This is a genomic window from Agitococcus lubricus, assembly GCF_003051055.1.
Lineage (GTDB): Bacteria > Pseudomonadota > Gammaproteobacteria > Pseudomonadales > Moraxellaceae > Agitococcus > Agitococcus lubricus.
On the sequence record NZ_QAON01000048.1, the window covers coordinates 1 to 4,725 of the forward strand.

5 protein-coding genes are annotated in these 4,725 nt (G+C 35.6%); all 5 read right to left on the bottom strand.

The annotated features are described in order from the left end of the window. Nucleotides 1-266 precede the first annotated feature (266 nt). On the bottom strand, nt 267-1,286 hold the full coding sequence (locus tag C8N29_RS16395) for a DUF2971 domain-containing protein (protein WP_107867142.1): 1,020 nt from the start codon (nt 1,284-1,286) through the stop codon (nt 267-269). 234 nt (nt 1,287-1,520) lie between these two features. Then, a complete protein-coding gene (locus tag C8N29_RS16400; protein ID WP_107867143.1) occupies nt 1,521-1,976 on the bottom strand; it encodes a hypothetical protein in 456 nt (151 codons plus the stop codon). Between the two features lie 143 nt (nt 1,977-2,119). Then, complete coding sequence (locus C8N29_RS16405) at nt 2,120-2,488, bottom strand: hypothetical protein (RefSeq protein WP_107867144.1); 369 nt, start codon at nt 2,486-2,488, stop codon at nt 2,120-2,122. Between the two features lie 472 nt (nt 2,489-2,960). Further along, nucleotides 2,961-3,626, bottom strand: a complete 666-nt coding sequence (locus C8N29_RS16410) for a hypothetical protein (RefSeq protein WP_107867145.1) — start codon at nt 3,624-3,626, stop codon at nt 2,961-2,963. Between the two features lie 482 nt (nt 3,627-4,108). Beyond that, nucleotides 4,109-4,725, bottom strand: a 617-nt coding sequence (locus C8N29_RS16415; protein ID WP_204509389.1) for a DUF6985 domain-containing protein, incomplete at its 5' end; no start/stop codon positions are given.

Consider the following 4,725-nt stretch of genomic DNA (forward strand, 5'->3'; position numbering starts at 1 on the left):
GAAAAAATGAGGCAATTGTAGCAATAAAAACTCTTAGTAAAGTCATTTACTCAACCACTCCTGTGAATAATTCTAACTATACGCTAAGGGGTAACGCCCCATAGCAAAATAAAATAATAAGACAGATTCACCACCATCAAAAACAACTCAGTAATCGGCTGGGGCGTTATCCCACTTGAGCACTAAGTTATGCGCTTGTGGTCTAGAACTCCACACGACAGTGCCACAACCAAATAAATGGACGAATAAACCACTACAAAACCTTATTATTCGATAAATTCGCCATTTTTCTTAAGATTAAGCTCTCCCGACCAATTAGTTAATTCGTAACAATCATCTGCACTACCAACTAGCTCTGGCAACACTTTACTTAAATACTCCGCTTCCCGCCCAGTGAAAGACAACGAGTTGATAAGTCCCTTTGTTTGTTCTGGAACCATCAGAAAGTTGTGACTTATGGCCGTAGATTTAAGTCCCCACGAACCCTCTGACATGGAAACTTTATTAACAGACCATGCTAAATTTTTGGCCAACTCATAAACACTTCTACTTTTAATCTCAACATTTTGATGGCGGCTCAGCAGCGGATTACGCATACCCAAGTACACTTCTCTAATTTTTGCTTCCTTAGAATACAGATATAGTCCGGGGACTATCACCGAACCTATTCCCGGAGCCACCAACTGGTTCAATGAGCAAAAAGCTCTATTCAGATCGGATTGCCAGACATGGCATTCCTCAAATACGGAATTTAAGACTTTAATGACTCGGACTTCTTCTTCATATGCCCAGCATGAGTGTTTGTATAAAAGTGCTTTCTTAAGAATGGGAGCTATTTTTTCTAATTTTTCCTTTGAAAAGGAATTCATTTCCTCACCTTGCCCTATATGAAAAATATTATGCAAGGTTTCTTTTAAATCATCCGAAATATCGATTCTTTCCTTTTCAGTGGTATATATTACGTCGCCTTCGTTGGCCGAGATTATATTGTATTTTCCTGATAGAAAAAATTCATCTTCGATATCATAGCCAATTACGAAGCCCTTATGGTCTTCGGCATAATGAGCCCACATTAAGGGATTAAAAGCTGTTCTTGTTAATGAAAGGATAACCAGACTTTCTTTTAGTGCATCAATTTTTTTTGACACGAAATTTGAATCACTAGAGTTGTTGAGATAACTCAATTCAAATGGATCGTTGAAGTAAGCTGGATTCCTGAAACCCAATTTTCTGCTTCCAAGGGCAGCCATTCCAGAGCTAAAACCGTAATATTTATAAAGAATCACAACTTATCTCTCACAAAGAATGAAAGCATGGTTTTGTCGCATAACTTAACATTAACTGGCACAACCCCACAACAAAATTAACAAGTGAGAGTTTGCCAAAAACTTAAAAAATATCACCAAAATCGGCTGGGGTTGTGTCCAGTTGAATGATGAGTTAGGATAGATAATCAACAATAGCTTTGTATTTTTAATAATTGATATATAGTATCTTAAAAAGCAAAATCTACCATTAAACTATATCTTTTTTGCTAAATAATAAGCATTTTTATAGCAAATGCTTTCTTCACCCTCTTCGGCAACTGAAGACAGAAAAACCCATTCATGCTCCAAACTCTCGATATTAACAGTTCCATCAATAGTTGAAAGCCTTCTTGGCGATTTACCTATTAAAATGCCTTGTGCTTCAAAATTTGGACGCACAAAAAATGTGAATCTGCCAAATTGGAAACCAAATATCGTACCACTTTCAATACAAACAACTAGGTTATAGATACCAAAATTAATGAAAGCTTCACTAGGTATGGATTCACAGTACTCATAGTAAAAAGTCTGCGCGCCTTCATCGAATCCTGAATCGTACCAAATGGAAAAAGTCTCTATATCAGTATTAAGCTTTAAATATTTTAATACTTTAAAATTTTTTGGATTAGAAAGTATTCTCTCTTTGATTTCTTCTAAGGATATATTCATTTTGTAAGCATATCCTAACTTTAACGCTAAGGGGTAGCAACCCCACAACAAAATTAACAACTGAGACGTACCTCAGAACCATCAAAAAATACACCATAACCGCGCGGGGTGCTATCCCTCTTGAGCGTTTTGTTAGGTTTTGCTTAATATGTTATGCAAGACAATACAACATTTTGATCTAAACCCAAATTATTAGCCAATCTTAGTGCATTAGGTAAAATCCAATATGGACTATCTAGATCAAAAGGTGCTGATTGACCACTAAGATTATATAAAGTTTTCGCACATACCTCTTCAAATAAATACTGAGATATAAGTCTTTGATTATCAAATTTTTCAGACTTTAATAGTTTTTCTCTTATCTGACTAAAAATATTATGTGCTTTTATCCATTTACTTTTGTTATCGATTGCTTGTTGAAGCCAAACTAATGTCTCTTTTTCAGCACAGTAAGGCTCAAATATAATTAATAAACGCTTAATATCAATTATAATTTGATTATTATAATTCATAAAAACCTAACTATACGCTAAGGGGTAACGCCCTATAGCAAAATAAAATAATAAAACAGATTCACCACCATCAAAAACAACTCAGAAAGCGGCTGGGGCGTTATCCCACTTGAGCGTGAAGTTGGACTAGTGGACTCACTCTACAAACAAAATTAGTTCACTATACAAATCGCAACTAGCGATGAACCAATACAACACTGACCTTCCTGCCGCTCGGCGCAACTACATCAGCCTAGCGATGCAGCCAGATGAGTGATAACAACTTAAATATACTCGTAAAACCCACAATAACAAATAGATATAAAATAAAAAATATACAGCAAATTACACGCTAATAATTGTACAACGCCTGCGCTAAGGGGTAACACCCCACAGAAATCTTAAAAAATAAACTGTAATCACCAAACTAAACAATAACTCAAAACGAGGACGGGGTGTTATCCCACTTGAGCGCATAGTTAGATAACTTAAGTTACCTATTATCACTTCTTAGATGCCAACTACCATTGAGCTCTGAAAAAGAAACTTCACTATGATTGATTGCTTGAAATTTCTCAAGAAATATTTTCACATCACGCTGTTTCATATCTTTGAATGTCACAGTTCCACCTGCTGGCACACTATGTCCCAAAAAATTTTTACCCATACTTTTTGTAAAATAGCCATTTCCCAAATAAACTATTTCGCCTTTCTTTAAATCAATTTCTTTAAGCTGCTCGCTCAAAAAATTAACCCAAGCACTTACAGAATAAGTCTCATAATTGGAACGGACAATATATTTAGAAGCGGGTAGCGTAATTGTGAAAAGATATACTGGTTTTCCATTATCAAAAAATATTGGAGTTTTCGATTTGCATTCTATGCAATGACCACCAACAATAGCAAAAGACCTATTATTTATATCTCTAATGTTTTTTAATGCCGTACTACCTATTTTTTCAACAAATGAATCTTTAGGCTTAATTGGAGTAAAATTCATTGCAAAACGATTGCTGTCAAGTTCCGTATCTGTAGTTATTGTTCCAAAAACAATGACTTTATTTTCACCCATTAAAAATGATGTATTAACAGTGGTAATAGGAGCGGACGCACAGCTTATCAAAAACAAACTTAGTAATATAGTAAAAGTATTTTTCATAGATTTATCTAACTATACGCTAAGGGGTAACGCCCCATAGCAAAATAAAATAATAAAACAGATTCACCACCATCAAAAACAACTCAGTAATCGGCTGGGGCGTTATCCCACTTGAGCGTGAAGTTGGACTAGTGAACTCACTCTACAAACAAAATTAGTTCACTACACAAATCACAACTAGCGATGAACCAATACAACACTGCCCTTCCTGCCGCTCGGCGCAACAATGAAAGCCTAACGATGCAGCCCGATGAATGATAACAACTCAAATATACTCGTAAAACACACAGTAACAAATAGATAGAAGATAAAAAAATATACAGCAAATCACACGCTAATAGTTGTCCAACTACCTGCGCTAAGGGGTAACGTCCCCACAGCAAAATAAAACCTGAGATTGACCTCAGTACCATCAAAAATTACCCCATAAGCGGCTGGGGCGTTATCCCACTTGAGCGTGAAGTTAGACATTTATATAGTCTTTATCTAATTCTTCTATAGTCTTCATCTGAATCTGCATAAATAAATTTTCCTTCTGCTGCACCACAACTAAGAATTTTATTGCCATCAAATAAAAACTCTATTCCGTGTTCCTCGTCCCAATCGCAATCTCCAATAATAAAAAAATATCTACCACTGCACTCTTCAAGTGATCCTATGAGAACAGTTTTCAATTTGTAATGATGGTCTATTTTTGATGCGTCAATATAAATATTTTCTTCTTCAAGATCTCTTAGTTCTTCAATTTGCATGAGATATTTTCGAGCATAATTATTCAAATCATCAATAATTAAAGCTATTTTTTCTAGTTCCCCAAAAACTTCAAGTTGTCTTGATGAAGGCTTATTGTCGGGATTGTCATCAGTAAAAATAGAGACCTCAATCATCTGCTTGATGAATGGAAGGTACTTCTTCACAGTCCAAGAGCCGTCCTCAAACTTCAACTCATCACTCATTTGATTACCTATTTCTCCAACTTTTTTCATCTGTCTAACTAGGCGCATTGATCCTAGCCAGAAAATTAGACAGTTGTACCCTCTAAAAGTAGTAGATGCTTTTGCATAAAAGCATTTGGACTCAACCAGCCATTGGCTGAATG

Bases quoted from the DNA above. Each gene is read 5' to 3' on its own strand.
- C8N29_RS16400 (WP_107867143.1), bottom strand. From the start codon at position 1,976: ATGAATATATCCTTAGAAGAAATCAAAGAGAGAATACTTTCTAATCCA.
- C8N29_RS16405 (WP_107867144.1), bottom strand. From the start codon at position 2,488: ATGAATTATAATAATCAAATTATAATTGATATTAAGCGTTTATTAATT.
- C8N29_RS16410 (WP_107867145.1), bottom strand. From the start codon at position 3,626: ATGAAAAATACTTTTACTATATTACTAAGTTTGTTTTTGATAAGCTGT.